Raw genomic sequence first — 301 nt, forward strand, 5'->3', positions numbered from 1 at the left:
GGACAGTGGCAGGAGTTTCGTTTTGTCTGCCGGGAGTACAGAGGGCTGGAAGTCCTTTGTGCCTGGAATGCAAAGGGTGGCAACACCTTGCTGGGGTTAAGGGGCAAAGCCCTTAGCAGGTTAAGGGCGGCAGCCATTGCCCAGTGATATGGCGTTTCGCCATATGGTACTGGGTACTATCTGTAACGGTGACAGAGCCTTTAAGCAGCTTCGCTGCAATCCCTTCGGGGAAACAACTTGAAAGAAAGGAGAAAAGTGAAATGAAAGGAACAAGGCATAACGGCAGATCTGGAAAAAATGG

The 301-nt window shown here is 50.8% G+C and carries 1 protein-coding gene; it reads right to left on the reverse strand.

Features of this window, described 5'->3' with window-relative positions:
- Positions 1 to 112: 112 nt before the first annotated feature.
- Positions 113 to 301: hypothetical protein (locus tag PZH32_RS12910; protein WP_275208653.1), on the reverse strand; the 189-nt coding region annotated here is incomplete at its 5' end.

The organism is Adlercreutzia equolifaciens (assembly GCF_029076695.1).
Lineage (GTDB): Bacteria > Actinomycetota > Coriobacteriia > Coriobacteriales > Eggerthellaceae > Adlercreutzia > Adlercreutzia equolifaciens_A.